Origin of the sequence: Pannonibacter carbonis, assembly GCF_003012935.1 — a bacterium.
In the GTDB taxonomy this organism is placed as follows: Bacteria; Pseudomonadota; Alphaproteobacteria; order Rhizobiales; family Stappiaceae; genus Pannonibacter; species Pannonibacter carbonis.
The window spans coordinates 309,686-336,272 of the sequence record NZ_PUDR01000002.1 but is presented as its reverse complement, the minus strand read 5'-3'; the positions used below and the strand labels follow the sequence as shown (position 1 = coordinate 336,272).

At 64.3% G+C, this 26,587-nt stretch carries 28 protein-coding genes; 9 read left to right on the top strand and 19 right to left on the bottom strand.

Going from position 1 to position 26,587, the window contains the following annotated elements; genetic code table 11:
* Positions 1-224: 224 nt before the first annotated feature.
* From C8348_RS03730 to C8348_RS03700, 7 genes are all read right to left on the bottom strand, one after another.
* Positions 225-515 (bottom strand): type II toxin-antitoxin system RelE/ParE family toxin, encoded by a 291-nt coding sequence (locus C8348_RS03730; protein WP_106751913.1) that lies wholly within the window; start codon positions 513-515, stop codon positions 225-227.
* Positions 508-870 (bottom strand): type II toxin-antitoxin system ParD family antitoxin, encoded by a 363-nt coding sequence (locus C8348_RS03725; RefSeq protein WP_425270804.1) that lies wholly within the window; start codon positions 868-870, stop codon positions 508-510. The genes C8348_RS03730 and C8348_RS03725 overlap by 8 nt, the downstream gene beginning before the upstream one ends.
* Before the next feature lie 398 nt (positions 871-1,268).
* Positions 1,269-1,874, bottom strand: coding sequence for a GNAT family N-acetyltransferase (locus C8348_RS03720; RefSeq protein WP_106751912.1), 606 nt, complete (start codon positions 1,872-1,874; stop codon positions 1,269-1,271).
* Positions 1,875-1,996: 122 nt separating this feature from the next.
* Positions 1,997-2,452, bottom strand: a complete 456-nt coding sequence (locus C8348_RS03715; RefSeq protein WP_106751911.1) for a DUF1330 domain-containing protein — start codon at positions 2,450-2,452, stop codon at positions 1,997-1,999.
* Complete coding sequence (locus tag C8348_RS03710) at positions 2,433-3,116, bottom strand: DUF2239 family protein (RefSeq protein WP_106751910.1); 684 nt, start codon at positions 3,114-3,116, stop codon at positions 2,433-2,435. Before C8348_RS03710 ends, C8348_RS03715 begins: the two co-directional genes overlap by 20 nt.
* Before the next feature lie 499 nt (positions 3,117-3,615).
* Complete coding sequence (locus C8348_RS03705; protein ID WP_106751909.1) at positions 3,616-4,023, bottom strand: DUF4332 domain-containing protein; 408 nt, start codon at positions 4,021-4,023, stop codon at positions 3,616-3,618.
* A 54-nt stretch (positions 4,024-4,077) separates the two neighbouring features.
* Positions 4,078-4,464 carry a DUF2780 domain-containing protein gene (locus C8348_RS03700; protein ID WP_106751908.1) on the bottom strand — a complete coding sequence of 129 codons (387 nt, stop codon included), beginning with the start codon at positions 4,462-4,464 and terminating at the stop codon, positions 4,078-4,080.
* A 169-nt stretch (positions 4,465-4,633) separates the two neighbouring features.
* Between C8348_RS03700 and C8348_RS03695 the strand changes: the two genes are divergently transcribed.
* The 4 genes from C8348_RS03695 (at position 4,634) to C8348_RS03680 (ending at position 9,585) form a co-directional block, all read left to right on the top strand.
* On the top strand, positions 4,634-6,184 hold the full coding sequence (locus C8348_RS03695; RefSeq protein WP_106751907.1) for a helicase HerA-like C-terminal domain-containing protein: 1,551 nt from the start codon (positions 4,634-4,636) through the stop codon (positions 6,182-6,184).
* Between the two features lie 137 nt (positions 6,185-6,321).
* Positions 6,322-7,182, top strand: a complete 861-nt coding sequence (gene panB / locus C8348_RS03690; RefSeq protein ID WP_106751906.1) for a 3-methyl-2-oxobutanoate hydroxymethyltransferase — start codon at positions 6,322-6,324, stop codon at positions 7,180-7,182.
* On the top strand, positions 7,179-8,030 hold the full coding sequence (gene panC, locus C8348_RS03685) for a pantoate--beta-alanine ligase (protein ID WP_106751905.1): 852 nt from the start codon (positions 7,179-7,181) through the stop codon (positions 8,028-8,030). The genes panB and panC overlap by 4 nt, the downstream gene beginning before the upstream one ends.
* 166 nt (positions 8,031-8,196) lie before the next feature.
* Positions 8,197-9,585: a dipeptidase gene (locus C8348_RS03680; protein WP_106751904.1), complete on the top strand. Its 1,389-nt coding sequence runs from the start codon at positions 8,197-8,199 to the stop codon at positions 9,583-9,585.
* Between the two features lie 45 nt (positions 9,586-9,630).
* On the opposite strand, the gene C8348_RS03675 is transcribed toward C8348_RS03680, so the two are convergent.
* The gene (locus tag C8348_RS03675; protein ID WP_208983516.1) at positions 9,631-11,019 is read right to left on the bottom strand and encodes a TIGR03808 family TAT-translocated repetitive protein; all 1,389 of its coding nucleotides are present in this window, start codon (positions 11,017-11,019) and stop codon (positions 9,631-9,633) included.
* Positions 11,020-11,166: 147 nt separating this feature from the next.
* Here C8348_RS03675 and C8348_RS03670 point away from each other — a divergent pair, with 147 nt between their 5' ends.
* The gene (locus C8348_RS03670) at positions 11,167-11,454 is read left to right on the top strand and encodes a hypothetical protein (RefSeq protein ID WP_106751903.1); all 288 of its coding nucleotides are present in this window, start codon (positions 11,167-11,169) and stop codon (positions 11,452-11,454) included.
* Here C8348_RS03670 and meaB read toward each other — a convergent pair.
* The 5 genes from meaB to C8348_RS03645 all read right to left on the bottom strand — a co-directional run bounded on the left by meaB (position 11,451) and on the right by C8348_RS03645 (position 16,164).
* Positions 11,451-12,455, bottom strand: a complete 1,005-nt coding sequence (gene meaB / locus C8348_RS03665; RefSeq protein ID WP_106751902.1) for a methylmalonyl Co-A mutase-associated GTPase MeaB — start codon at positions 12,453-12,455, stop codon at positions 11,451-11,453. The two genes, C8348_RS03670 and meaB, sit on opposite strands and share 4 nt — an antisense overlap.
* A gap of 56 nt (positions 12,456-12,511) precedes the next feature.
* Positions 12,512-13,123 (bottom strand): DUF1131 family protein, encoded by a 612-nt coding sequence (locus C8348_RS03660; protein ID WP_106751901.1) that lies wholly within the window; start codon positions 13,121-13,123, stop codon positions 12,512-12,514.
* A 194-nt stretch (positions 13,124-13,317) separates the two neighbouring features.
* A complete protein-coding gene (locus C8348_RS03655; protein ID WP_208983514.1) occupies positions 13,318-13,911 on the bottom strand; it encodes an LOG family protein in 594 nt (197 codons plus the stop codon).
* Positions 13,911-14,948 (bottom strand): asparaginase, encoded by a 1,038-nt coding sequence (locus C8348_RS03650; protein WP_106751900.1) that lies wholly within the window; start codon positions 14,946-14,948, stop codon positions 13,911-13,913. The genes C8348_RS03655 and C8348_RS03650 overlap by 1 nt, the downstream gene beginning before the upstream one ends.
* 34 nt (positions 14,949-14,982) lie before the next feature.
* The gene (locus tag C8348_RS03645) at positions 14,983-16,164 is read right to left on the bottom strand and encodes an aminotransferase (protein WP_106751899.1); all 1,182 of its coding nucleotides are present in this window, start codon (positions 16,162-16,164) and stop codon (positions 14,983-14,985) included.
* A 231-nt stretch (positions 16,165-16,395) separates the two neighbouring features.
* Here C8348_RS03645 and C8348_RS03640 point away from each other — a divergent pair, with 231 nt between their 5' ends.
* Positions 16,396-16,776, top strand: coding sequence for a hypothetical protein (locus C8348_RS03640; RefSeq protein ID WP_208983512.1), 381 nt, complete (start codon positions 16,396-16,398; stop codon positions 16,774-16,776).
* A gap of 306 nt (positions 16,777-17,082) precedes the next feature.
* Positions 17,083-18,897, top strand: a complete 1,815-nt coding sequence (locus C8348_RS03635) for an adenylate/guanylate cyclase domain-containing protein (RefSeq protein ID WP_106751898.1) — start codon at positions 17,083-17,085, stop codon at positions 18,895-18,897.
* Positions 18,898-18,989: 92 nt separating this feature from the next.
* On the opposite strand, the gene C8348_RS03630 is transcribed toward C8348_RS03635, so the two are convergent.
* From C8348_RS03630 to C8348_RS03620, 3 genes are all read right to left on the bottom strand, one after another.
* The gene (locus C8348_RS03630) at positions 18,990-19,547 is read right to left on the bottom strand and encodes a GNAT family N-acetyltransferase (RefSeq protein ID WP_106751897.1); all 558 of its coding nucleotides are present in this window, start codon (positions 19,545-19,547) and stop codon (positions 18,990-18,992) included.
* An 11-nt stretch (positions 19,548-19,558) separates the two neighbouring features.
* Positions 19,559-20,689, bottom strand: coding sequence for a type III PLP-dependent enzyme (locus C8348_RS03625; RefSeq protein ID WP_106751896.1), 1,131 nt, complete (start codon positions 20,687-20,689; stop codon positions 19,559-19,561).
* Between the two features lie 601 nt (positions 20,690-21,290).
* Positions 21,291-22,286 (bottom strand): EF-hand domain-containing protein, encoded by a 996-nt coding sequence (locus C8348_RS03620; protein WP_106751895.1) that lies wholly within the window; start codon positions 22,284-22,286, stop codon positions 21,291-21,293.
* A 224-nt stretch (positions 22,287-22,510) separates the two neighbouring features.
* Here C8348_RS03620 and C8348_RS03615 point away from each other — a divergent pair, with 224 nt between their 5' ends.
* Both C8348_RS03615 and C8348_RS03610 read left to right on the top strand, forming a co-directional pair.
* Positions 22,511-23,248 (top strand): response regulator, encoded by a 738-nt coding sequence (locus C8348_RS03615; RefSeq protein WP_106751894.1) that lies wholly within the window; start codon positions 22,511-22,513, stop codon positions 23,246-23,248.
* On the top strand, positions 23,245-24,690 hold the full coding sequence (locus C8348_RS03610; protein ID WP_106751893.1) for an ATP-binding protein: 1,446 nt from the start codon (positions 23,245-23,247) through the stop codon (positions 24,688-24,690). The genes C8348_RS03615 and C8348_RS03610 overlap by 4 nt, the downstream gene beginning before the upstream one ends.
* On the opposite strand, the gene C8348_RS03605 is transcribed toward C8348_RS03610, so the two are convergent.
* The 3 genes from C8348_RS03605 to C8348_RS03595 form a co-directional block, all read right to left on the bottom strand.
* Positions 24,687-25,580 carry a sigma-70 family RNA polymerase sigma factor gene (locus C8348_RS03605; protein ID WP_106751892.1) on the bottom strand — a complete coding sequence of 298 codons (894 nt, stop codon included), beginning with the start codon at positions 25,578-25,580 and terminating at the stop codon, positions 24,687-24,689. The two genes, C8348_RS03610 and C8348_RS03605, sit on opposite strands and share 4 nt — an antisense overlap.
* Positions 25,567-26,031: a carboxymuconolactone decarboxylase family protein gene (locus C8348_RS03600; protein ID WP_106751891.1), complete on the bottom strand. Its 465-nt coding sequence runs from the start codon at positions 26,029-26,031 to the stop codon at positions 25,567-25,569. The genes C8348_RS03605 and C8348_RS03600 overlap by 14 nt, the downstream gene beginning before the upstream one ends.
* Before the next feature lie 105 nt (positions 26,032-26,136).
* Positions 26,137-26,532 carry a (R)-mandelonitrile lyase gene (locus tag C8348_RS03595; RefSeq protein ID WP_106751890.1) on the bottom strand — a complete coding sequence of 132 codons (396 nt, stop codon included), beginning with the start codon at positions 26,530-26,532 and terminating at the stop codon, positions 26,137-26,139.
* Between the last annotated feature and the right edge of the window lie 55 nt (positions 26,533-26,587).

Sequence of the window (26,587 nt, the reverse complement as noted above, 5' to 3'; positions counted from 1 at the left end):
CGGGACCGCGGTGGATATTGATCAACAAAGTCAGGTGGTTAGAGGATCCCCGCACGAGGCGGGGATGACGGGGAGAGGCTGCGGCGGCGCTTGCTGGTCCGGCGCTTGGTTGGGTGGCGCCTGGTGAGGTTGTGCCTGGGGAGGCGAGTGGCGCACGGCAGGGAGGGCCGGGTGGCAGGCATTGGGCGCGCAGTAATCGCGTGGTGTCTTTCTCAGGCCTTGTTTCAGGCAAGCCAGGTGTCCGCGTCGCGGGCGCCGTAGACAATCGCCACCACGAACACGCCGAAGTCTTTGGGTTCATAGATCACAATGTAGCGCCCCTCGATCAGGATACGAGCCGTTGCGCTCAACTCCGGACGGGCCGCCCCCATATGCGGCTGCGTTGCGGCCAGTTCGGCCCGATTGAGGATACGAAGCAGCAGAGCGTCCGCAGCAGGCTCGTTGTCCGTGGCAATGGCCCGCCAGATATCCCGGAGGTCAGCCTCCGCACGCGGACTGAAGACGGCCCTAGCCACGCTCGCGGGCTTCCGCCTTCAGTTCTCCCAGCAGTGTGGTACCGTCCAGCACACGTCCCGCACCACTGGCCATGCCTTCTTCGTAAGCTTGCTTGAGACGAGCGAGTTCAAGCAGACGCATTTCCTCGCGCTGTTCCCAGAGGCGCAGAGCGTCGCGGACGATCTCGCTGTTGGAGGCATAACCGCCATTCTCGACGGCAGCCTGCATCATCGCCGCCTGATGCGGTGTGAGGGAAACGGTGAGAGTGCGCATGGTGCTGGTTTTCATGGCCTCAACACTACCACGGCTCACAAAATCTAACAAATATTGTTGGGCAGGGTCGACGACAAAGGCGATGGCATCATCGCCGGGCATTGCCGGACTTCTGCCTGGCAAGGGCTGCACCGGTTTCTGGGTACAAGGTTGATGGCGGCGCGGAGGACAGGCTGGGCCAGTCTCCATAGGGTGAAGCTGGTTGGCCGGTGTCGAACTCTTGCCGAAGCGCTACGACTTCACTCCATTTAACCCCGGGAGAAACGTCGCGCAGACCCGGGTCCCGCTCGGTTCCATAGCAGTTGATTGCGCCCGCGTGCGGTGACCTGGCGCCGCTTGATATCACTCAACAAAGTCAGGCGGTTAGTGGATCCCCGCACAAGGCGGGGATGACGGGAGAGGGGGCGGCGCGCCTGGCGCGGCAGGGCTGGCGGAGGCAAGTGGTGCATTGCCGGGAGGGCCTGGCGGCGCGATGAGGGCAAGCACCTAGCCTGGCAGCTTTAGCGTGGACCAGAAGGCGCTGAGCGCGCCGCAGCACCGGAGGACCATTCCTCTGCCAGCAACCCGTAGATCAGAGAATCCCGAATGCCGATATGCGTCTGCCATTCGGCCCGCAGGTGTGCCTCCAGCGTGAAACCGAGCGCTGTCAGCAGCGCAATCGATGGCTGATTGTCCGGATCGGTATCTGCGAAAACGCGCCGATGTCCCTCGGCGAACAATTGGTCGATCAGCAAGGTGACAGCTTCACGCGCATACCCTTGCCCCTGTGCTTCGCGTGCAAGCAGATAGCCAATCTCGACTACGCCGTCGCGTTTCTTGCCTGCAGCCACAAAGCCAAGCGCAGGCTTTTCATCGGCCAGCTCATCTGCCAGCTCATCGGCCAGTACAATCGCCCAGGAACGCCAGTTCGATTGATCGTCGTGGGCAAAGTACTTGCGCAGATCCTCGATACAGTCAAAGGGCGCGCGCGACCACCATCGCATCATGTCCGGATTGGACATCGTCGAGAACAGGGCATCCGCGTCAGACGGAGAACGTGGCCGCAGTGTCAGACGGCCTGACCTTGTCGCCTCGCCAGAAAAAGTCGGTGCTGCTCGGATTTCCATTCTGAATTCCTTTTCTGCTCACGCATACCCAGCCAGGCCTTGACGCCTCGACAGTCAATCGGGTCTGCATCCGCCCCGATGCTGTCCGAGGCGCGTTCGATGCCATTGACCATCTGCGATGATCATGACGTCGCGCCTGCAACGGGCAGCGGCATCTCGCTCATCGGCAGAAGCCGCGAGTCCTCAAGTGCTGCCGTCCGGTGACCAATTCCCGCGAGATACCCCTCGTGTCTGGCGAAGGAGAGAAAGGACGCGACATTGGCTTGCCTTACCAGCATCGCCAGATCCCAATGTTCCGTGGCGGGGCCGATCAAGAAGGGGCCGCCTCGGCCAAGAAACAGGATGTCGCCGCCAGTTTCCCGCAAGAAGGGCAAGGTATGCTCGATATAGCGATCAAACGCTGCGGCACCGCTGATCGGCGATGACGGGGCAAGATCCGGGTGGCCGGAATAGTCGGCCACATCCCTGAAACGCAGCAAGTTCAGCATGACGAGCGGGCCGCTCAGATCGCGCTGAACGAAGCTGCGGCCGGCCTCATGTGTCGGTTCCAGATAGGCATCAGTCGTGGTGCTGGTCATCGGTGTTCCGTTGAATGGCGGGATCAGCGCTCTGGTTGTCGTGCGCACCAAATGCGAGACGCAGCGCATAGGTGCGGATGTCTTCGGGCCACGCCGCGATCCGGTGTTCCAATGAGGGTCGGTCGTCCGCAAAGAGGGCTCGGGTTGCCTCTTCATAGCCGGGCAAATCGCCGGCGATTGCCTGCATGAACTGATACGCGGCCTCTTGGGCTGCTCGCCTCCGCTGGCGCGGGCTCATCGTCTTGCGCGCTTCCTCCACGAGGCGTCGAAGCGTTGCAGACGCTCCGCCGGGCTGGCTTGTCAGCCATTCCCACTGCCGGGGCAGCAGGGTCACCTCGCGGGCGACGACGCCCAGCTTCGGCCGGCCTCGCGTCTTCGGGCTTTGTGCTTCGTCCGATCCCCGTGGATCTGACGCCACATCGGCTTTGGGGTGATCGCCACCCTCGTCAATCGCAGGGTGCCGGGACATCCGATCAAGGATCTCGGCCTCACTGCCACGCAGGTCGAGATCGATGACGCGACCCGTTGCGTCGTCGAACACGAGAACCGCGTCAGCTACGCCAGTCGATTGCCGGACAGCCACGGCGACTTCAGGCAAGGAGGCCGTGGATAGCAATCGGTGCCCGACAAATGCCGTGCAGATCTTGAGGGAGGGATCGGACATAGGGTGCTCGTTCAATCGATCGCCCGATTAATACCCGGATAAAATAACGAGTCAATTATACCCGGGTAATTTTACGCGCTTGCCTTCGATGGACCCGAGCCGGCGTGCGCGTTTTGCCTCGCGATCAAGCACGGATTGGGAATGTCCTACCGCCTCACCACAACCGGGCGCGGCCACCGGCATCTTTCTTTGCAGCATCGTCATCGCTGCACGAGGCGGGGATCTGGTGCTCGTGGACAGGTGTTGGTTGCCGCGGTGCTGCGGCACTTGGCGAAACGGCTGACACAAGAACAGGTCCCGGCTCAAGGCCGGGACGGCGGCGGATATTGCTCAGCAAATTCAGTTGGTTAGTGGATCCTCGCACAAGGCGGGGATGACGGGAGAGGGTGCGGCGGCCTGGAGCGGCCTGCGAACTGGCCTCTTCTGTAATTTTCGATATACCAGACAAAAGGGCCCGCGGTGCCGCGAGCCCTGGATCGGATTGCTGTGGTTCGTGCGGTCAGTAGGTCATGATTGCCGGAAGCCCCTTGGCTTCCTCGACCCACTTCTCGACCATCTTTTCCGATGGCACCTGACGGACCAGCTTCTTGGTCTCGTTCACTTCGGCCATCTTGGCGGCAAGATTGGCCGGGACGCGGTGCTTGAGTTCCTTGACGGTATCAACGCCGGCGGCTTCCAGCAGCTCGGAATATTCCTCGGCGACGCCCTTGATGCGCATCAGGTCCGCCATGTTGGCCCATTTGAGGATGCGGCTGCCGTCGATGCCGGTCTCTTCCGCCAGCGCCTTGCGGCCTTTCGGGTCCTTGGCACGATCCAGCAGGTCGTCCGTGGTCTTGATGCCAATGCCGTTGAGCTTTTCGGCATAGACCTTGCCGATGCCTTCGATATCAATCACTGGATACGCCATTCCACATCCTCCCTTGAGCCTGACGGGCCCTGCCCCACCAAGGCAGATTAGCGGTCACACCAGCTGATTCAATCCCGGAATGCGGGCGATGGCCGCATTTACGACCTCTTCGCCAGCCTGTTCGCGGGCAAAGCCGATGATCTCGCGCGCCACTGTCTTGACCTGATCAAGGTCGAGACCGGCGTTCGACAGTTCATTCAGTGTTGCCATGGCTCCCATCGTGCCGCCCATCATGCCGGCGATGGAGCCGAACAGACCGCCGGCCTGCTGCTGACCTTCGGCCATGATGGCCTCCGCGCCTGGCAAGGCATTGATGATCTGGGGCACGAGATCCTGCGGACCGTCCTTGGCGAGAAACCGCAGGATGATGCCGATGGCCGTGCGGGCGGTCTCCTCATTGAGGCCGGCTGCGGTCATGATGCGGGCTGCGAGTTCTTCCATCCGGATCTCCTGAAGCTTGGGACGCCGTGCTATGTCACATGTGAAGCAGACAGCATTGCCTATACACACCAGGGAGATCGCACGTCGATGACAGCTTTGCCAGTGGAGGCTGGTGGCTTATCAGTGGGTGCAGAATATCTGGTGCGGGGACGTTTCGGGAGTTCGGGATTTGAGCGAGAGCATTTTCATCGGCGGAAGCGGCAAGGACGAAGTGCTGAGCCTGAAGCTGGCCAACCGCCACGGCCTCATCACCGGGGCCACCGGCACCGGCAAGACCGTCACCCTGCAGATCCTGGCCGAAGGCTTTTCCAGGGCGGGTGTGCCCGTGTTCTGTGCCGACGTGAAGGGCGACCTGTCCGGCATTGCCATGCCGGGTGACCCGAAGGACTTCCTGCTGAAGCGCGCCGAACAGATCGGCATCGCCGACAGCTATGATTTCGAGGGCTTCCCGGCGGTGTTCTGGGACCTGTTCGGCGAGCAGGGCCACCCGCTGCGTGCCACGATCTCCGAGATCGGGCCGCTGCTGCTTGCCCGTATGCTGGATCTCAACGACACCCAGGAAGGCGTCCTCAACATCGCCTTTGAACTCGCCGATGACGAAGGCCTGCTGCTGCTGGATCTCAAGGACCTGCGGGCGATGATCGCCCATGTGGGCGAGCGGGCGCAGGAGTTGTCGAAGGTCTATGGCAATGTCTCGGCCGCCTCGGTCGGCGCGATCCAGCGGGCGCTGCTGGTGCTGGAGCGCGAGGGCGCGGACCAGTTCTTCGGCGAGCCGGCGCTCGACATTGCCGACTTCGCCCGCACGACGCGCGACGGGCTCGGCATCGTCAACATCCTGGCCGCCGACAAGCTGATGCATTCGCCGCGGCTCTACGCCACCTTCCTGCTCTGGATGCTGTCGGAGCTGTTCGAGGAGCTTCCCGAGGTGGGCGATCCGGACAAGCCGAAGCTGGTGTTCTTCTTCGACGAGGCACATCTGCTTTTCACCGGGGCACCCAAGGCCTTGCTGCAGAAGGTGGAGCAGGTGGTCCGCCTGATCCGGTCCAAGGGCGTCGGCGTTTATTTCGTGACGCAGAACCCGCTCGACGTGCCGGAAACGGTGCTGGCGCAGCTCGGCAACCGGGTGCAGCACGCTTTGCGCGCCTTCACGCCCCGCGACCAGAAAGCAGTGCGGGCCGCCGCCGATACCTTCCGGCCCAATCCGGAGCTGAACACGGCACAGGTGATCACCGAGCTGGGCGTCGGCGAGGCGCTGGTCTCAACCCTTGAGGGCAAGGGCATTCCCTCTGTCGTACAGCGGACGCTGATCCGCCCCCCCGCCTCGCGGATGGGGCCGATCTCAACGGCGGAGCGCCGCGACTGTATCGAAGCGAGCCCGATCTACGGCCTGTACGAACGCGTTCGTGACCGCGAGTCCGCCTATGAGATCCTGCTGGACCGGGCGCGCAAGCAACAGGACCGCGAAGAAGCCGAGCGGAACCGCAAAGCAGATACTGCCCCCAGAAGCGGAACGCAGCGCACACGCAGCGGCTTCCAGCTTCCCGACTTTGGCCGCGACGATACGCGGGGACAAACCCGCGCGCCCACCCGCCGGCCAGCTGCATCCAATCGGGACAGTGTGGTCGAGGCGGGTATGAAATCAGCCGCGCGCAGCCTCGGCTCGTCGCTCGGCCGGGCACTGGTGCGCGGCGTGCTCGGCTCGCTGAAGCGCGGGTTCTGAGGCCAATCCTGGGTCAGGAATTGGGCCGAAAGTTCTAGCCGGCTCACCATTGCGCGGCGCACAAGTGACTTCGCATTTGCGAGAAACTGTGCAACATCCCCTTCCGGGCGCGGCAAGACGCCCGGGAGGAACTGACCATGAGTGCATCGGCTTCCGTGAAGTCCGTGACACCGCCGATGGTGGAACGGCGCAAGGGCGGCACGCCGCTTGTCTGCCTGACAGCCTACACCACCCCGGTGGCGGCGATTGCCGACCGGCATTGCGACATCATCCTCGTCGGCGACAGCGTCGGCATGGTGCTGCATGGCTTGCCGTCTACTCTGGGCGTGACGCTCGACATGATGATCCTGCATGGCAAGGCGGTGCGGCGCGGCGTGGAGAAGGCGCTGCTGGTCGTCGACATGCCCTTCGGCACCTATGAGGAAAGCCCGGAACAGGCCTTCCGCAATGCTGCCCGGCTGGTGGCGGAGACCGGCTGCGCGGCGGTGAAGCTGGAAGGCGGCGTGACCATGGCCGAGACCATCCGCTTCCTGACCCGGCGCGGCATCCCGGTGATGGCGCATGTCGGGCTGACGCCGCAGGCGGTCAACAGCTTCGGCGGCTACAAGGTGCAAGGCCGCGGCGAGGACGGCGACAGGATTCTGGCCGATGCGCTTGCCGTTGCTGAGGCCGGTGCGTTTTCGGTGGTGCTGGAAAAGGTGCCCGATGCCCTCGCCCGGCGCATTACCGCTGAAGTCTCCATTCCGACCATCGGCATCGGCGCTTCGCCTGCCTGCGACGGGCAGGTGCTGGTCATCGATGACATGCTGGGCATGTTCACGGCCTTCCGGCCGAAGTTCGTCAAGCGCTATGCCGAGCTTGGGCATTCCGCCGAAGCGGCGGTTGCCGCCTATGCTGAAGACGTGCGCGCCCGGGCCTTTCCGGCGGCCGAGCATGTGTTTGGCGATGGCGCGGATCTCTCCAGCCTTGCCACACCGAAGCCGGAAGGTGCCGAATGACGACGATCCTGCACAGCCGCGCGGAGCTGCGCGCGACGGTGGCCGCCTGGCACCGGGACGGTTTGCAGATCGGCGTGGTGCCGACGATGGGCGCGCTGCACGAGGGGCATCTGGCCCTGGTGCGCCGGGCACTGGCCGAGACCGACCGGGTGATCGTGACGATCTTCGTCAACCCGAAGCAGTTCAACAACGCCAGCGACCTGTCGACCTACCCGCGCACGCTGGAAGCGGATACGGCCAAACTGACACCGCTGGGAACACATGTGGTCTACGCGCCGGGGGTAGAGGATATCTATCCGGCTGGCTTTGCCACCAATGTCTCGGTGAGCGGGGTGAGCGAGGGCCTGTGCGGGGCGCATCGTCCCGGACATTTCGACGGTGTCGCCACCGTCGTCGCCAAGCTGCTGCTGCAGACCGGTGCTGACCGGGCCTATTTCGGCGAAAAGGACTTCCAGCAGTTGCAGGTCGTGCGCAGGCTGGTGGCAGACCTGGACATACCGGTCGAGATCGTCCCCTGCCCGACCGTGCGCGAGGCCGACGGCCTGGCCATGTCCTCGCGCAATGTCCGGCTGTCGCCGGAAGACCGGGCCGTGGCGCCGCGGCTTGCGGCCATCCTGACCCGGACCGCCGGGGCACTGGCGGGCGGCGGGGCAGCCGCACCGCTCCTGGCTGCGGCAACTGCCGACATCCTGGCCGCCGGCTTTTCCGAGGTAGAGTATCTGGAGCTGCGCGCCGAGGATGGGCTCAGCCCGCTGGAACGGGCCGACCGTCCGGCCCGGCTGCTGGTCGCCGCCTGGCTCGGCGGGGTCCGGCTCATCGACAATATCGCGGTCGCTCCGGCAAGCTAGCTGCAACGGCCTGTTTACCGATGCAAGGACGGTGCTTTGGCCGCTTGCCCGGAGCGGCGGATGGCGGCATTCTGCGGCCAGCCGGGGAGCCTGATGCTCCCCCCGCCCTGCCTTGCCCAAGACGCCTTATTGGCGGGGGCATTCTCAAAGCCCAGGAGCTTATCCGTTGAGCCAGATCGACAAGGTTCTCGCCCGCATTGACGCGGATCTCGACAACGCGCTTGCCCGCCTGTTCGACCTCATCAAGATCCGCAGCATCTCGACCGATCCGGCCTACACGGCGGATTGCCGTCAGGCCGCCGAATGGCTGGCCAGGGAACTGACCTCGATCGGCATCGAGGCGAGCGTGCGCGACACCGCCGGCCATCCGATGGTCGTCGGCCACCGCAAATCCGGCAAGCCCGGCCCGCATGTGCTGTTCTACGGCCATTATGACGTCCAGCCGGTCGATCCGCTGAACCTGTGGGAGACCGATCCGTTCGAGCCGCGCATGGTCACCCGCGCCGATGGCTCGAAGATGATCGTTGCCCGTGGTTCGGCTGACGACAAGGGTCAGCTGATGACCTTCGTCGAGGCGGCCCGCGCCTATATCGCCGAGACCGGCGATCTTCCCGTGGACGTGACGATCCTGTTCGAAGGCGAGGAAGAATCCGGTTCGCCGTCGCTGCACCCGTTCCTCAATGCCAACAAGGATGAGTTGACCTGCGACCTGGCGCTCGTCTGCGACACCAGCATGTGGGACAAGGACACGCCCGCGATCTCGATCATGCTGCGCGGCATGGTCGGCGACGAGATCATCGTCAAGGCCGCGAGCCGCGATCTGCATTCGGGCAGCTATGGCGGCTCGGCGCAGAACCCGAACCACATCGTTGCCAGCATCATCGCTGGCTTGCATGACGAGACCGGCCGCATCACCCTTCCGGGCTTCTATGACGGCGTGACCGAGCTGCCGGAGAGCCTTGCGAAGATGTGGGCGGAGCTGGGCTTCTCCGTCGAGGAATACCTTGGAGACATCGGGCTGAAGTATCCGCGCGGCGAAAAGGGCCGCCTGCCGCTGGAACACATCTGGACCCGTCCGACCGCCGAAGTGAACGGCATGTGGGGCGGCTACCAGGGCCCGGGCTCCAAGACCGTGATCCCGGCCGAGGCCCATGCGAAGTTCACGTTCCGCCTCGTCGGCGAGCAGGATCCGGAGAAGATCCGCGCTGCCTTCCGCGCCTATGTCCAGTCCAAGATCCCGGCGGACTGCACCGTCGAGTTCCTGCCCAAGGACGGTAGCCCGGCGCTGTCGCTCGACCCGACGATGCCGGCGGTGGCCAAGGGCCAGGCGGCACTCGAAGCGGAATGGGGCAAGCCGGCGGCGCTCATCGGCATGGGCGGTTCGATCCCGATCGTCGGCGACTTCAAGCGCATGCTCGGCATGGATTCGCTGCTGATCGGCTTCGGTCTGGAGGACGACAAGATCCATTCGCCCAACGAGAAGTACGAGCTGCGCAGCTTCCACAAGGGCATCCGCTCCTGGGCCCGCGTGCTCGCCGAACTCGCCAAGGGCTGACGACACCACACCCCGAAATGGCTGCTCCCGGTTTTCCGGGAGTGGCTAACTTGCCGGGCGCACGACGTTACCTGAAATCGTCAGGTGGGCAGGAGCCGCAGCGCCGCCTGCGAGATCACCGGTGTCGGCATCGCGCCAGCGATAGCCGACGATGGCCGCCTCCCTGTAGCCGGACAGGATATTGCCGCGGATGACAGCTGTGCCTGAGCCTTCCACGGCACTGACAGAGACGGCGACGCCGCTGTCACGCACGACATTGTCTGCAATCACCACATCGCGCAGGTAGGGCCCCCAGCCGGCCATGACGCCGAACCTCGGTGCATTCTCGATGACATTGCCCGTAACAGTCGTATCAGCCTCCACGTAGATACCGATACCTTTGCCTGCGCCTCCCTGCTCCGGATAGGGGCTTTTCACGGAGAGATTGCGCACGAGATTTCCCGAGACAACCGCCATGCGGCCGCCCGAAAGGAAGTTGGCGACAGAGATCCCGATGGTGGCCCCGTCGACGATGTTGTCCGAGATCACCGCGCCCTCGAATTCAAACTCGCTGTAGATGCCGGTCTCGCCGGATCGCAGGCAGGAGTTGGCGATGATCTGCACATTCGAGGCTGTGTTGGCGCGGATGGCTGAAAAGGCGCAGTCCGCCACCCGGTTGCCGGTGATCATCACCCCGTTGGCGCGGAAGATATTGATGCCGTTGCCGTTCTGCCCCGTGCCGCCGGCTCGGGCCGCAATCCGCTCGATGCGGTTGCCCCGGATCAGCGTTCCATCCTCGGCCTGTTGCCAGCGCATCACCATCAGGCCGGCATTGGCGCAGTCTGTAATGACGTTTTCGGCGAAGACCAGCCCGCGCGCCTCGACAGACCGGATGCCAGCTTCGGCCGCCCCCGAGACGAGGCAGCGCTCGACATGGCCAGCGCAGCGATCCAGCGCAAGACCGGAGCGGCTGGAACCGGTGATCTCGCAATTGACGAGGCTCAGGTGATCGACATCGAGGAAATGCAGGAGGCCGAAGGCATGCTCGTTGATCAGCTTGTTGGCCCCGTCGAAGACGACGCCGTCCAGCCCGATGCGCGCCACGCCCTCGGCCGTGGCCAGCAAGCCGCCGCCGCCCTGGTAGACCAGTCGCGTGCGGCCGGGCACACCCACGATCAACGTTCCCGACGGCAGGCGCAGGTTCGCAACCGGGTAGGTTCCGGCAGGCAGGAACAGCGCCCTGCCCTTCTCGACCGCCCGGTTGATGGCGCGCTGCATCTGGGCGCTCTGGTCGTCGGCGCAATCAGGCAGCACGCCCAGATCGGCGGCATCGATGGTTCCGCGCAGATCAGCAACGCGGGTCTGGGCAACTGCAGCCGTCCCGGAAAGACACAGGGCGATGCCTGCCAGAAAGTGGCGTCTGCTCAGGTCTGGCAAGATCAGGCGGGTTCCCATCCGTGTGATGTCCGGCTTTCGTGTCGATGCGGCACAGGGGCAGCAGGTGTTACGCCCTGGTAGCAAGGGGCGTGCCGGTTGATCCGCCTCAATGCGGACATCTGCCGTTGCGTCAGACTAGAAAAGTCATCAAGGAGGAGACGGACCATGATCAGCCTGACCGATTGCATCGCGCTCTGTGGTCTGGACGAGGCAGAAGTCAAAGCACTGGCAGAGCACGAGCATCTGCCGGAAATCGCTGCGGCAGCGCTCGGGGCCTATCTACTGCATCTACCGCATGGGGCGGAGAAGGTGCAGCAGATGATCGAGGAGGACATTCGCAACGCCCTGGACCGGGGCGACCGGGCGCATGCGCGCGACCTGTTCATGGCACTGCGGCATTTCCTGAAGGAACACCAACCTTCGCCAAGGAGACATGGATCGGTCGCGCTCTAGAGCCCCATCAGGCTTGCAATATCTTCGACAGCGGCCGATGCGGGGACACGTCCGTCGCGGACATCGGCTTCCAGCGCCTTGATCCGGGCGGCGCGGGCCGGCTCGCGGGTCAACGCCTCCATCAGGCGCTGCTGCAGCATGTCCCACATCCAGGCGACCTGCTGGCTGGCGCGGCGGCTGGCCCATTCGCCGGTGGCCTGCATCTTCGAGCGGTGCAGTTCCACCTGCGCCCACATCTCCGACAGCCCCTCATTGGCAAGACCCGAGATGGTGACCACAGGCGGCGACCAGGTTGGCGAGCGCGGGCTCAGGATATGCAGGGCACTGCGATAGTCCGAGGCGGCGCTGCGGGCCCGGATTGCGCCGTCCCCGTCCGCCTTGTTGACGGCGATGAGATCGGCGATCTCGAGGACGCCCTTCTTGATGCCCTGCAACTCGTCCCCCGCCCCCGGCAGCATCAAGACGAGGAAGAAATCGACCATCTCGGCCACGGTCGTCTCGGACTGGCCGATGCCGACCGTTTCCACCAGGATGACATCAAAGCCGGCCGCCTCGCACAGGAGCATGGTCTCGCGCGTCTTCGCCGCGACACCGCCCAGTGTGCCGGCCGAAGGCGACGGCCGGATATAGGCGCCCGGATCCACCGCCAGCTGCGCCATGCGCGTCTTGTCGCCGAGGATCGAGCCGCCCGTGCGGGTGGACGACGGATCGACGGCCAGAACCGCGACCCGGTGGCCTAATGCCGTCAGGTTGCTGCCCAGTGTGTCGATGGTCGTGGACTTGCCGACGCCGGGAACGCCCGTGATGCCGACGCGATGTGCCTGGCCGGTGTGCGGCATCAGGCGCGTCAGCAGGGCCCGGGCGACGTCCCGGTGCTCGCGCTTGCGCGATTCGACCAGTGTAATGGCGCGGGCAAGCGTTGCCCGGTTGCCGGCGAGAATGCCGGCGGCCAGATGCTCGGGATCAAGGCTGGCGCTTGAGGCGGCGGGCGAAGCGGTCATGCCACAAGGCTTAGCCGATTACTTGCTGCACGTCATCCCGGCGAAAGGTCGGAAATTCAGGAAGCCGGCGTCCACAGAATGCGCTGGATGGCAGCACCGCGCAGCTGGTTATCCGGCGGCAGCTGATCCCACGGGCCGGTAAACTGCGGAATGGCGTAAACGAGCTGCACATTCGGAACGCCCCGCGCCGTGCAAATGGCCATGCCGCGCCACAACTCCTGGCCAATGCGGCAATCAGACCGGCGGGTGCCGACTTCCGCGAAGGTCATGCCGATGCGTTCCCCATTGGGGCCGGCCAGATGGTGTGTCACACCATGAACCGTGCGGATGCGGCCATCGCTGGCCTTGAACACCTGCAGCACCTGGAAACCATCGGAGTTGAACGCGCCGATGGCATTTTCGGTCGTCATCTCGACGGCGGTCTGGATGCTGTCGGTGGTAAAGCCGGGCAAGGCCGCCTGGATCGCCTTGCTCGAATAGGGGGTGGACGCATTGATGCCGCCGACGCCCTGTCCGGTGATCTGCACCAGCGTCACGTTGGATGTCCGGGCGGCCGCTGGAATGGCCGAAGGCACCGATGATGTCGTCTCGACATAGTTCGAGGTCTGCGAACAGGCCGCCATAACGACGGACAAGCCAAGTGCAGCGAACAGGGGTACGAAACGCATTGGCAGGATGACTCCGGAAACAACAACAGGGGGCGAACCGGTTTGACAAGGTTCGAAAGCTTAGCCAGCACGGGAGTGTCAGGCAAATGGGGCATGGCTGCGGCAGAGGGACATCGCCGCGCCGCCACCTTCAGCAGGCAGGGTTAACACCGGGTTTCCGTGAGCCTCCCCGACGGGGAAACCAGCCGCCGACCTCAGGTCTGGCCGCGGCCGATCCACTTGCCCGTGGCCGGCGGGACATAGGCCGCGCAGGCCGACAGCAAGGCCTCCGGCGTGTCAGCCACCTGCAGCATCGCGCGCATCGCCGGCTTGACGAAGCCCTTGTCGACCTGCGTATCGAGGAACCGGATCAGGCCGTCATAGAAGCCGCCGGTGTTCAGGAGGCCAAAGGCCTTGGCATGGTAGCCGAGCTGGCCCCAGGTCCAGACCTCGAAGATCTCTTCCATCGTGCCGGTGCCGCCGGGCAGCGTAAAGAACGCATCGGACAGGTCGGCGAACATCGCCTTGCGCTCGTGCATCGAGCCGACGACATGCAACTCGCTGAGACCCTTGTGCTCCAGCTCCTTGGCCTTCAGGGCCTCCGGCAAAACGCCGATGACCCGGCCACCTGCAGCAAGCGCCCCATCGGCCACAGCGCCCATCAGGCCGACGCTGGCGCCGCCATAGACAAGCGTCAGCCCCGCCTCGGCAATCACGCGCCCCGTGTCCCGCGCGGCGACTTCAAACACCGGATCCGTGCCGGAACTCGATCCGCAGAAGACACAGACTGACTTGATCGTTTGGGTCATCACGCACTCACACTGGCGGCGCGTTTCAGGTCGGTGAGGAGATCGCTGGTCGGTCGGATGACGCCGGCCTTGACGTCAAGGCGGGTCTTGATCGCCGGCTGGGTCAGATCCTGCAGCAGGGCCTTCTCGTCGTCATTGAGGTCAAGGAAGGCCTCGAGGATCGAAGCCATCATGACTTCCGATGCGCGGGAGGCGCCGTCATCGCATTTGAGCGCGATGCCGAGGCCAAGCTCGGGGATGGTGGCGCAGAACACGCCCTCTGCCCCGGTCTTGACGAAAACGCGGCGGCGGAAGCCGGCCATGGCGCGGGTGCAGAAGCGATCCGTACCTGCGACCATGAACGCGTTGTCGACGCAGGCATCATAGAGCCGGCGGGCGGCCTCGGCGCGCAAGGGCTCCAGGTTCTCGCCAGTGCCGAAGGCGGCAAAGGCGCGGGCAAAACCGTCCAGCGGGGTGGCAAAGGTCGGGATGGCGCAGCCGTCGATGCCGCAGATGTCCGGTGTCAGCGTGTCGCCGGTCATGGCCTCCAGCACCGCCTTGATCTCCTGCTGCACAGGATGGTCCGGCAGAACATAGCCACGGGTCGGCGCGCCCATCACCTTGGCAAGACCAAGGAAGCCGGCGTGCTTGCCGGAACAGTTGTTGTGCAGGGCGCAGGGCGTTTCGCCCGCGCGCGCAAGACCCGCCACGTCCTCGACGCGCGAGGGCCACTGGGGCCCGCATTCGAGGGCATCATCCTCAAGGCCGGCCTTGATCAGCATGACCCGGGCGGCATTGACGTGCCGCTCTTCGCCATTGTGCGAGGAACAGGCCAGCGCCAGTTCGGCCGGATCGTAATCCAGTGCGTCGGCAGCGCCCGATTCCACCAGCGGCAGCGCCTGCAGCGCCTTGATGGCAGAACGCGGGAACACCCGGCGTCCGGTGTCGCCGATCTTCAGCACGGGCGTACCATTGGCATCAAAGATGGCGATGGCACCGCGATGGCGGCTTTCCACCACATCGCCGCGGGTCACTTCGACCAGAACCGGATTGCTCATGAAACCTCGCTTGGGATGTGAAGAGACGACTGGTTCAGGCGTTGCTGACGGCAAGCGCTGGCCGGAGCCAGGTGCCGAGCCGGGCCAGCGCCTCGGCCAGCACTTCATCGCGCTTGCAGAAGCAGAAGCGGATGTAGTTGGTCGGTGCATCGGCCATGTAGAAGGCGGAAACCGGAATGGCGACAACGCCCGCCTCGGTCACCATGCGCTTGCAGATGTCGACGTCGCGCCCCTCGAGCCCGAGCGGAGTGATGTCGCAGGTGAGGAAATACGTGCCCTCGCAAGGCAGCACGCCAAAGCCGAGCCCGGCAAGGCCCTCGGCCAGCAGGTCCCGCTTGGCCTGAAGCTCGGCGGACAGGCCGTCGAAATAGCTGTCATCCTTGCGCAGGCCATGCGCCACCGCCTTCTGCAGGTTCGGCGGCGTGGTGAAGGTGACATACTGATGCGCCTTGGCAATCGGGTCGAGCAGCTTCGGCGCGCCGGTGACATAGCCGATCTTCCAGCCGGTGAGCGAGAAGGTCTTGCCGGCTGAGCCGACACGCACGGTGCGCTCGCGCATGCCGGGGAAGCTCATCAACGGGCGATGCACCGAGCCGTCGAACAGGAGATGCTCGTAGACCTCGTCGCAGATGGCATAGACGTCATGCTCGACGCAAAGCTCGGCGATGCGGGCGAGTTCGGCTTCCGAGAACACCTTGCCGGCCGGGTTCATCGGGTTGTTGAGGAGGATCGCCTTGGTGTTTTCGGTAAAGGCTTTTTCCAGCGCGTCGAGGTCAAGGCTCCAGGTCGGCGGCGTGACGCGCACGCGGACCGGGATGCCGCCGGTGCGCCGGACGATCGGCAGGTAGCAGTCGTAGAGCGGCTCGATGAGAATGACCTCGTCGCCCGGCTCGACCAGGGCGAGGATGCAGTCGGTCAGCGCCTCGGTCGCGCCGGAGGTTACCATCACCTCGTTGGCCCAGTCGATATCAAGGCCATAAAAGCGCTTGTTGGCCTCGGCCACCGCCTGGCGCAGCTCCGGAATGCCCATCATCGGCGGATACTGGTTCGGGCCATCGATCAGGGCGTCGGCGGCAACACGGCGCACATCTTCCGGACCGTCGACATCGGGGAAGCCCTGACCCAGATTGATCGCGCCATGCTCACGCGCCAGGCGGGACATCGCCTCGAAAATGGTGGTCTCAAGCCCGGTGAACACCGGATTGGTCGGCTTCATGCAACCCCCTCCGCCTGGCCTTGCCGGGGACTCACTCCCTGCCGGCCATTTTCCTTGCTGCGGTTTTAGACGGGACAGACGGCAACGTCGAGGGGGATGGGGACGGAAGGCGGGCAACGGCGTTGCAACCTCGCCATGCCAAGTGTGTGTCTGCCATCACATTGCCCTGATCGGGGTGTGGTATGTTCCTGTATCGCCGGTTGAAGCATCCGGCGCTTCGGAGACGAAGAGATGGTGAAGAGTTTTGTGAAGGGGTCCTGTTTGCGCCGGGCTGGTGCAGCGGCCCTTGCCGGCGTGATGGCGCTGGGGGTTCTGGCGGTGTCGGTGCCGCAGGCTGAGGCGCGTGACGGGCGCAACGGGGCGCTGGCGGCCGGTGCTGCCGTCGGTCTTGCTGCCGGCGCTCTGCTGGGTGCGGCCGCTGCCAACAGCGGACCGGAGTATATCGCCCCTCCCCCGGCCTATTATCCGCCCCCGCCGCCCTATCCGCACTATGGCGGACCGGTCTACTATGCGCCGCCGCCGGTGCCGCGCTGCTACATGTCGCCGATCCAGCGCTGGGATCCCTATATCGGCCAGTATGTGGTCGTCGGCCATCAGCAGATGTGCAACTGATCCTGTCATGGCCCGCCTGCGCGCGGGCCATCACGCTCTGCAGGCACAGCCTGTGACACAGCGCTGAACGGCGTCGCGCCTGCGTTGCTTTTCCACGGATCATCAACAACCAGACGGACTGTCAAAGGCTTGCCCACCGGATCGGCAAGGGCGGTGCAGACCGGACTGAAGCGATCCGAAGAGGTCAGGACAAGAGGCAGGTCAGGTCGCCCCTTTATTTTGTGGCGATACAGGCAGATTTTACAGTTTGCTCGCAAAAAGTGGTTAGTCTGTCGTCATTGTCACGACCATGAAGACGGACGCACCTTGCTGCTACGCCTGACCCCGACACTTGCCAGCCTGATCGCGACCTGCGTGTTGCTGACGGCCCTGACGATCCTGGCCTTGTCGGCCTACACGTCCCGATCCGTCACGGCGCAGCTTGGCAGCCAGCTGGTTGACCTCGGCATGGATGCGTTTGACCTGAAGTTCCAGACACATGTGACGCAGATCCGGGAACAGGGGGCCTATGTCGCCAGCGCGCTGCGCGGCGGCTCCATCGACCCGGACGATGACGCGGCGCTGACCGGATTTGTCCATGGCGTGCTTGCGGCCACGCCCCAGGTCATCGCGATTGACATCGTGCGGCCGGACGGCAGCGGTATCGAGGTCGAGCGCGGCGACAGCGGGGCCAATTTCGGCTTGCGGCCGATCCGGAGACTGCCACGCCCCACCTTGCTGGACCTTGCCCAGCAGGCGGAAGCGGCGCCAGGGCCATTCTGGAGCCAGCCGGAATACAATGAAGCGAACCGGCGAACGGAAATCAGCTATGTGGTGCCCTCCCGCTCCGGCGACCGGTTTCTCGGGCTTGCGAGGGTCCGCGTCTCCCTGAACAGCCTGTCCGTGATGGCCAGAGGCCTGTCGAGCACGGACATGACCATGTTCCTGTTTTATGGAAACATGGAGCTTCTGGCGCATCCGCAGCTGGACCCGGCGACGCAAAACGCCTCGGAAGACAATGATCTGGTGGACCTCGTCGATGCGCCGGGGCCAGTCCTGCCGCAGATGCAGACCATGGTTCCAGTGGATGCGGCGGGGTACAACCTCGTCGAGGCGCACGCCATGTTCCGGGTTGTAGCGGCCAATGGGGCCGCTTATTTCGTCGTGCTTGAACGCAGCGGGACGGATGCCGTCGGGCTGCCGGTTCAGGTCGGCGCGTATTTTCCGGTCAGCGTGCTGGAGGCACCGCTGCAACGGCTTGCGGTGGCCGGCCTGATTGGCGTCGGCATTCTTGGCCTCGCCGTCCTCGGCAGCGGCTTGCTGGCCTTCTACATCGGCCGGCCGATCCGAAGGGCCGCACGCAGCGCCCGCCTGATCGCCCGGCTGGACCTTGGAGACCTTGAACCCCTGCCAGACAGCCGCATCGTCGAGATCCGCGACCTGGCGCAAGGCTTCAACAGCATGCTGACGGGGCTGCGCGCCTTTCTCAGATATCTGCCGCAGACGCTGGTCCGCCGGCTGATCGAGACAGGCTCGATCGACCAGCCGCCGGTCAAGACCCGGGTCGCGGTGCTGTTTACCGATATCGTCGGCTACACATCAATCAGCGAAGGGCTGGATGCGGTGGAGACCGCAGATTTCCTGAACGCCCATCTGACGCTGGTCGGTGAGGCCATCGAGCGCAACGGCGGCACCATCGACAAATACATCGGCGACAGCGTGATGGCCTTCTGGGGCGCGCCGGAGGAACTGGAGCAGCCTGCAGCCGCCGCCGCGCGCGCTGCGCTCGACATTGCCCGGGCGATCAAGATGGACAACCGGCGCCGCGCAGGGGAAGGCCTGCCGCCAGTGCGCCTGCGCATCGGCCTGCATGTCGGACCGCTGGTCGTGGGAGATATCGGCGCGCCGCAGCGGGTGAATTACACGGTCATCGGCGACACGGTGAATATCGCAGCACGGCTGGAAACGCTCGGCCGCGACATCGATCCGGATGCCGAGACCATCATCCTGGCCTCGGCGCAGGTCGCGGAAGAACTGCCGTCTTCCTGTACACTTGCCCCGCTCGGGAGCCACCGGATCAAGGGCAAGGACCTGCCCGTCGACGTGGTCCGGCTGCTGCCGGCCCGCATGGGGCCGGTGTAAAGGCTGCGGACAAGAGGATCCAGTAATACCCCGATCCAGTAATACCCCGCGCCGGACCAGCAGGCAGACCGGCGGCGGAGCATCTGAGAAGGTCAGGCTGCGCGCTTGGCGTAGCCCTGCAGCGACGGCGCCTGCACCACGTCTTCGCAGACCGGATCAAGGAAGCCGGACGGCAGGACGAGACCCCGGGCCGAGCCGAGAGCAAAGGGTTGCAGCTCGAGCCCGAGGAAGCGGGCACGATCCACCGGACCGGGCAGGTCGAGACCCTGTGTCAGATCGCCCGAGAACCCGAAGCGATTGTAATAGGGCGCATCCCCGACCAGGATAATGGCCGAATATCCCGCGACAGAGGCGCGGTTCAGCGCGTGGCGCATCAACCGTGCCCCAAGCCCTTCGCTGCGGCAGGCCGCCTCGACAGCCAGCGGCCCGAGCAGCAAGACGGACTGCGCCCCTTCCATGGCGACATGCCACAGGCGCAGGGTTCCGACCAGGTCTCCCGTGGCATCAAGCGCAGCAAAGGCCAACGCCGGAAGACGTTCTTCGCGCAGGCGCTCGCTGGTCTTCTGATGACGGTCCGGGCCGAACGCCCGGTCGAGCAGCAGCTCTCGGGCCCCGGTGTGAGCCGGTGCCTCGTCCACGATCTCGATCATGGCCTTGTCTTTCAGATCACGTAGGATGCAAGGGCTGCGAAGCCGTTGAAGCCGACCGTCGAATAGGTCGTCGTGTAGGCACCGCAGCTTTCGATCAGGACCTTGTCGCCGATGGACAGGGAGACCGGCAGTTCGTACGGCGTCTTCTCGTAGAGGACGTCGACGCTGTCGCAGGTCGGACCAGCCAGGACGCAAGGGGCGGTCGCATCGCCGTCGCGCGGGGTGCGGATCGGGTAGCGGATCGCCTCGTCCATGGTCTCGGCCAGACCGTGGAACTTGCCGATGTCGAGATAGACCCAGCGCACGGTGTCGTCAGCGGACTTCTTCGAGATCAGAACAACTTCCGCCTCGATCAGGCCAGCATCGCCAACCATGCCACGGCCCGGCTCGATGATCGTCTGCGGCAGGTTGTTGCCGAAGTGATCGGTGAGTGCCTGGAAGATGGCCTGGCCATAGGCCGGAACGCCCGGGACGTCCTTGAGATAGCGCGCCGGGAAGCCGCCGCCCATGTTGACCATGCGCAGGGAAATGCCACGGGTGGCGCATTCCCGGAACACGGCGGCAACGGTGGCCAGCGCGCTGTCCCAGGCGCCGAGGTTTGCCTGCTGCGAGCCGACGTGGAAGGACACGCCGAAGGCTTCGAGACCGGCGCGATGAGCGGCTTCCAGCACGTCCGGCGCCATTTCCGGGGCGCAGCCGAACTTGCGCGACAGCGGCCATTCAGCGCCGGCGCCATCGCACAGGATGCGGCAGAACACTTTCACGCCGGGGGCGGCGCGGGCGATCTTCTCGACTTCGGCTTCGCAGTCGACGGCATAGAGACGCACGCCCAGCTCGAAGGCGCGGGCGATGTCGCGCTCCTTCTTGATGGTGTTGCCATAGGAGATGCGGTCAGCCGAGGCACCAGCGGCCAGCGCCATCTCGATTTCGCCAACGGAGGCGCAATCGAAGGAGGAGCCGAGTTCAGCAAGGGCGCTGAGGATCTCGGGGGCCGGGTTGGCCTTCACGGCGTAATAGACGGAGGTGTCCGGCAGGGCGCGAGCAAAGGCTTCGTAGTTGTCACGCACGATGTCGAGGTCAACCACAACACAGGGACCATCTTCAGTGCGTCGGCGGAGGAATTCGCGGATACGGTCAGTCATCGGGGCTTCTCCCGTTCAACAGGTCATGGCGCAGGGATCGCCGACGCCGACACCCGGGCATCTCCCATATGGACAGGGAGGCGGGGCGACGAACGCAGGCGTGCGGTCGAGCGCGCAGACAATCTGCGAACTGTTCCGGGTGAGCTGCCTTGGCTTGGAACGGGAAAACGCTCCGCACGGCCGGCAATGAAGTAACAAGTGCCTCTTCAGTAACGTCGGGATGTGGAAACCCGACAGAGACCAAAAAAGCCCTCTTACGTCGTTGCTTTAAGCCGTCCGGTTTTGCTGATCCCCCGAAGAGCGTGGTGGGGTGTGCGATCAGCTGCCACTGAAATTCTTGGACGACGATAGGCACGTGCGAATTTGGGCAAGACCTAAATGGATCCATTCGCCGTCATGATCAAGCGGTTTTTTGTGCTCTGCGCATAAAAAATGCGCAAGGCGCCGCTGCCTTCGGATTCATCATTAATCCCGCAGCTTTCTGCGGGTTTCTGAATGCAAAAAGGGACCGCGCGAACGCGGCCCCTCAGGGTCTGGTTCCGTCCCGGCCTGGGGGGCTGGCCGGAACGGAAGCCAGACTTTCTCGCCAGGCTCTGCGGCCTCAGTTGGCCGTCGGGGCTGCTGCGCCGGGCTGCATATGCTGCGGGCCCTTGCCATGACGGCCCTCACCCTTGCCACCGGCATCGGCATGACGCTTGCCATCATGGCGCCCGTCCTTGCCGTGACGGCCGTCCTTTTTCATCTTCCTGAAATCGGCCTTGGTGACGACACCGTCGTTGTTGGCATCAAGACGCTGGATCATGTCCGCCGTCCGCGCGGCGTTTTCCTCGGCGGTGATGGCAAGGTCACCGTTGGCATCGAGCTGCTGGAACATCCGGACAAGGCGGGGTTCGCCCATCTCGGCGAAAATCGCACCAAAGCCGGTGAGATCAAAACCGCCCGTGCTGGCCGGATCCGCCTTGGCGAAAAGATCACCGCGCACCTTGTCGAATTCCTCACGGGTGATCTTGCCATCGTTGTCGCTGTCAAAGCGCTCGAACAGGCCCATCATCATCATGCCGCCGTGGCCGGGGCCGAAGCCGTGGCTGCCGCGTTCACCCTCAGACTGGCCACGACCATGGGCCTGACCTTTGCCCATGCCCTGGCCTTGGCCCTTGCCTTCGCCACGCGGCCCCATCGGCATCATGGCGAGCGTGCCATCGTTGTCGCGATCAAGACGGGAGAACATGCGGGCAGAAATCCGGTCGAATTCTTCCCGGGCAACCTTGCCGTCGCCGTTGCTGTCAAGGCGCTGGAAAGCACGCACCCGCATCGGCTCTGCTTCGGCCAGGCGAAAGGCGCGGAATTCCTCGAGGCTGACCTTGCCGTCCTTGTCGGTATCGGCAGCAGCAAAGCGCGCGGCAACGGCTTCGGTCACTTCGTCCTGGGTCAGGACACCGTCCTTGTTCAGGTCAAACTGGGTCAGGATCATGCCCGGGCCATGACGGTCCTTGCCGCCCCACCCCATCCGGCCCCCATCCGCCAGGGCAGCGCCTGCTGCCACAAAGGTGAGCGTCGCGGCAACGGTGGTCAGGGCGAGTGTCTTGAGCGTCTTCATGGAACGTCTCCTTCAATGGTGTCCACGACAAGCTTTCGTGCTTGCGATGTCCTCAAGATAGCCAGCAGTCGCAGCTGAAATAGGACCGGATCCGGGCGGAAGTGTCGCCAGCTGTGCCGATGCGCAGCCTGTGCGACAGGTTGTTACATTTTGCCCTCCCCTGCCCTTTCGATTGGCGCTACCTAGGAAGGAGACGCAAGCCTTGCGCTCCAGGGTCAGAAAGCATGAGTGAACCGAGCCCCCACATCCTGGTCGTTGATGACCACAAGGACATCCGCGAAACGCTGGCGCGCTATCTGATCAAGAACGGCTTCCGCGCCACCAGCGCCGAGAGTGCCGCGCAGGCGCGCAAGGCCCTGAAGGCGGCCGTGATCGATCTGATCGTGCTGGACGTGATGATGCCGGGCGAAGACGGGCTGAGCCTGTGCCGGTCGCTTGTGGAAGGCGATGCCCCGCCCATCATTCTTTTGACGGCCATGGCGGAGGACACCGACAGGATCATCGGGCTGGAGATCGGCGCTGACGACTATGTCACCAAGCCGTTCAATCCGCGCGAGCTGCTGGCCCGGATCAAGGCCGTGCTGCGCCGCACCGCCAGCGTTCCAAAGACACGGGATGCGCTGGAGCAGGAACGCCTGTCCTTCGAGGGTTTCACGGTCGATGTGGTCCGGCGGGAACTGCGCGATGCGGCCGGCCAGCTTGTTGCCTTGTCGAGCGGCGAGTTCCAGTTGCTTTGTGCCTTCCTGAAGCGTCCGCGCCTCGTCCTCTCGCGGGATCAGCTGATGGATCTGACCACCGGGCGCGCGCCTGGACTGTTCGACCGTGCCATAGACAACCAGATCAGCCGGCTCCGGCGCAAGATCGAGCCGGACCCCAAGGAACCGGTCTTCATCAAGACGGTCTGGGGCGGTGGCTACATGTTTACGCCCGAGGTGAAGTCGCTGGGGGAGGAGACGCCATGACGGGCCTGCGCCTGCCGCGCTTTCGGCTTTATCCGCGCAGCCTGGGCGGTCAGCTGATTGCCCTGCTGCTGATTGCGCTCATTGCCAGCCAGGGCTTTGCCATCTGGCTGTTTGCCGGCGAGCGCCGGGTGGCGATCTATGAGGCCATCGGCGACGGCGTGATCCTGCGCGCGGCAACGCTTGTGCCGCTGCTCGACAGCGCTGATGGCCAGGTGCGCGACCAGATCCTCAAGGCGGCCAGCACGCCGGTGACCCGGTTCTGGATCGGAGCGGAGCCGGTCGTTTCCGCGCCGGGCCGGTCGTCGCCAGAGCGGCGGCTGGAGGACGCGCTTGCCGAAGAACTGGGAAACGGCAAGGACATCCGGGTGGAGTTGATCGGGCGCAGCCGAAACCCGGCGCCGTCCCAACACCACCAGTCGCCAAGGAAGGACCAGGACACTGAGCCGGACAAACGGCTTGAGAAGCAGCGCGAGCGCGCTGAGAAACAGGCAGAGCGGATTCGCCGCACCTTGCTGGCGATCAATTTTTCAGTGCCCCTGGCGGACGGCACCTGGCTGAATGTCACCACCAATCACCGGCCGCCGCCAAGCGGCGCCTTCCAGACCCTGCTGCTGCAGATCGCGCTGATGGCTGGAGCCATCATCCTCATCGTGGCCGTGACCATCCGTCAGGTCAGCCAGCCACTGCGCGCCCTGGCCGGGGCCTCGGATCGGCTTGGCCGCGGTGAGGATGTTTCAGCGCTGCCCGTCGCCGGCCCCCGCGAAGTACGCCAGACGATCCAGGCATTCAACGCCATGCAGGAACGGCTGAGCCGCTTTGTCCGTGACCGGACGCGCATGCTGGCCGCCATCAGCCACGACTTGCGCACGCCGATCACCTCGCTGCGCATCCGTGCAGAGTTCATCGAGGATGACGAGGACCGCGAGAAGTTCATCGCGACGCTCGACGAAATGGCGGCGATGACCGAGGCGACGCTGGCCTTTGCCCGCGACGAGGCCGTGAAGGAAAGCCAGGAGACTGTGGATTTTCCCGCCCTCCTGGTTGCGCTGACCGATGACCAGATTGACATGGGCCGCGACGTGCGGCTGACCGGAACGTCGCCGCTACAGCTCACTTGTCGGCCGCTCGCCCTGAAACGGGCCATCCGGAACCTGATCGAGAATGCCGTGCGCTATGGCGCGGTTGCCCGCGTCAGCCAGAGTGTCGAGGACGGCCAGCTGCGCCTGATCATCGACGATGACGGCCCGGGCATCCCGCAAGACCGGCTCGCGGATGTGTTTGAGCCCTTCGTCCGGCTTGAAACCTCCCGCTCCAGCGAAACCGGAGGCATCGGCCTTGGCCTTGCCATCGCCCGCTCGATCATCCACGCCCATGGCGGCACAATCACCCTGGAAAACCGCGCCGAAGGTGGCCTCAGGGCGATTGTGCTTCTGCCGGTCTAGGCGGGCTTTCGATCAGGCATTCCGCCAAGTGCCTGAAGCTTGTCGGGGTTTCGGGTGATGAAAACCGCCACAATCAACTCGTTTTCGATCGCCAGAGCCGTTGTCTGAAGGTTACCTGCTGCATCCCGGCTCACATAGCCTGGCAATCCATCGATCCAGCCGAAGCTGAGCAACTCAGTGCGTGCGGCCGCGAACTTGCGCGACAGACCTTCAAACAGGCGCAGAGCGCGATCACGGCCCACAATCGCATTGGGAAACGCCAGAACCTTGCCGCCGCCATCAGATTTCAGCACGACATTCTCGGCAAGGAGTGTTGCGAGCATGGCGATGTTCCCGCTCGTGGACGCCTCATGGAACGCTTTGCTGATCCGCTGCCCTTCACCTTTTTCGATCTGGTACCGAGGAGTTTCACTGCGCAGATGCCGACGGGCCCGGCTGGCCAGCTGGCGCACTGCAGCCGGATCCCGTTCGAGGGTTGTTGCAACTTCACCTGCCGGCAAACCGAAGACATCATGCAGCAGAAAGGCCGCTCTCTCGAGCGGCGACAGCCTTTCCAATGCCAGCATCAATGTCAGGTTGAGATTATCCAGACGGCTCTCCTCATCGGGTAGAACCGGCTCGACCAATGGCTCCGGCAACCACATCCCGACATAGGTCTCTTTGCGCCACCGTCCCGATTTCATGACGTCTAGACATAAACGGCTCACGACCCGCGTGAGAAAAGCTGCCGGTTCGCGGATCTCAGCCTGACTGCGCCCCTGCCAACGCAGCCAGGCTTCCTGCACCACGTCCTCGGCCTCCACGAGGGACCCGAGCATGCGATAAGCAAGACGCAGCAGCCGTGGCCGCTGCGTCTCATAAAGTTGCAGGTCAGAACTAGCCTGCGACACGGAGCGCCTCTTGCGAGTGAGCCGCACGGAAGCCGACTTGCAATCGGTTCCATAGATTGATCGCGCCAATTGCAAAGGTCAGATAACTCTGCTCACGCGCATCGAACTGGGCCGAGAGCCGATCATAGACCTCATCAGGCGCACCCCTGTCAGACAACAGTGTCAGGCATTCCGCCCAATCAAGTGCGGCCCGTTCACGCTCGGAGTAGAGAGAGCTGTCCCTCCAGGCATTAAGCAACTGGATCCGCAACTCGTTCTCGCCAAGCGAGCGAGCAACACGAAGATGCATGTCGAGGCAGAATGCGCAGCCATTGATCTGGGAAACACGCAGCTTGACCAGTTCAAGCAGCCGCAGATCCACTCCGGATGACTGAAGGGCCACCTCCACTTGAACCATCGCCTGATAGGCATCGGCCGCAAGTTCAAACTGGTTGGTCAAACGAGGGGACATCACAACACTCCTATGAACACGCTGCCGGCAACGGCCGGCAAAACAGGCGGGTCCACTGCCATGACGAGTGAGCTGACCGGACATGTGACATTGCCCCTGAATAAATCAGCCGGAATAGTCCCTCTCGCTGACCGGCTCCAGCCAATGCGCTGTGACACCGCCCTCGGCTTCCTGGATCGCAAGATGGGTCATCGCCGAGTGCGGCGCGGCGCCGTGCCAGTGTTCTGTCTCCGGCGGGAAGAAGACAGTGTCGCCGGGATGAAGCTCGACCACCGGCTCACCGCGGAGCTGCACCCGGCAGATGCCGGACAGGACATGGATCGTCTGGCCATGCGGATGGGTATGCCAGTTCGTGCGGGCGCCGGGCTCAAAATGCACGAACAGTGCTGCAACGCGGGCCGAGCCTTCCGGTTCAGCCACGACATCCTGCCAGACGGTGCCGGTAAAATAATCGGGATTTGCCCGCCGCGTCGGGCGGCTGCCGGCCTTGTGAATGTTCATCGATCCAGTTTCTCCCTGTTCCATCGGCATGGAACCTTGGCTGCCCGTGAAGCGC